This is a genomic window from Acinetobacter sp. UNC436CL71CviS28, from assembly GCF_000620525.1.
Lineage (GTDB): Bacteria > Pseudomonadota > Gammaproteobacteria > Pseudomonadales > Moraxellaceae > Acinetobacter > Acinetobacter radioresistens.
This window is the reverse complement of record NZ_JIBB01000096.1, coordinates 1-1,495: the sequence shown is the minus strand read 5'-3', so window position 1 is coordinate 1,495 and position 1,495 is coordinate 1. Positions and strand designations below refer to the sequence as shown.

Annotated in this window: 1 protein-coding gene; it reads left to right on the top strand. The window is 38.2% G+C overall.

Annotated features, from left to right (window positions below):
* On the top strand, window positions 1-1,173 hold a 1,173-nt coding region (locus N518_RS0115290), incomplete at its 5' end, for a SulP family inorganic anion transporter (protein ID WP_026444493.1).
* Between the last annotated feature and the right edge of the window lie 322 nt (window positions 1,174-1,495).

Here is a 1,495-nt window from a genome sequence, read left to right as displayed (position 1 = left end):
TTGACAGGCGTGATTCAGATATTGGCAGGCTATTTAAAGCTCGCCAAGTTAATGCGGTTCGTATCTAAATCTGTAGTTATTGGATTCGTAAATGCGTTAGCAATCTTAATTTTCATGGCTCAGTTGCCGGAATTGATTAATGTGACCTGGCATGTATATGCTCTAGTTGCTTTAGGTCTGGCGATTATTTATCTCTTTCCTTTGGTTCCCCAATTAGGAAAATTACTCCCTTCTCCACTTGTCTGCATCATTGCAATCACATTACTGGCAATTGCTCTAGGAATTGATGTACGAACTGTGGGTGATATGGGATCGTTACCTGACACACTTCCAATGTTCTTGATTCCAAATATTCCTTTGAATATTGAAACATTGATGATTATTTTGCCTTATTCAGTCGCACTGGCGGCTGTAGGTTTACTTGAATCGATGATGACAGCAACTATCGTGGATGAAATGACAGATACGCCAAGTGATAAATATCAGGAATGTAAGGGACAAGGGATTGCGAATATTGCTTCTGGCTTTATGGGGGGGATGGCTGGCTGTGCGATGATTGGTCAATCTATGATTAACGTAAAATCAGGTGGCCTTACACGCTTATCAACATTCTCTGCGGGTATTTTTCTTCTTATTCTGGTTGTATTTATCAGTGACTGGCTCAAAGTGATTCCAATGGCTGCATTGGTAGCGGTAATGATCATGGTCTCTATCAGTACCTTTGAATGGAGTTCTGTCACTCAGTTAAAAGATAATCCTAAGAGCAGTAATATCGTTATGATTGCGACTGTGATTGTAGTTGTTGCTACGCATAACCTGGCTTTGGGTGTGTTAACAGGCGTATTACTTTCAGCCTTGTTCCTAGCGAATAAACTTGAAAATGATATCCAGGTAACTGCATCTTTTGAAGGAACAGCCCGTTTATATGATTTGAGAGGTCAGATCTTCTTTAGTTCTTCTGAAAAATTCATGCAAGGTTTTGACTTTAAAGAGGATGTAAAGGATGTGATTATTGATTTGACCCATTCTCACATTTGGGATGTAACATCAGTCGCCATGCTTGATTCTGTTGTAAATAAATTTCAAAAGAATGGTGTGAATGTCACTGTGCGTGGCTTAAATGAAGCCAGCTCTATTATGATTGATAAGTATGGAACACATGCCAGAATCTAAGCGCAGGAGATTTTACGTTTATGTAGAATCTCTAAAATTAACATAATACACCTTATACGAAATACTTGATATTTATCATTAAATTTCAGTATATTAGATCAAGCCGTTGTGGGGCATAGGGTACCAGAGCGGCTTTTTATTGATTATTTATGTTCCACGCTTAAAATTCGAACAATGTTTCATGATTTTTATAAGTTAAACTAAATTTAGTTGCCAATCCCAATAAGCTATTCACTAACTTGTAAATATCGGTATACCGCCTGACGACTAATCCCAAAAGCTTTTCCTAATGCCATTTTTGATGGATACTTCCCTTCCCTCC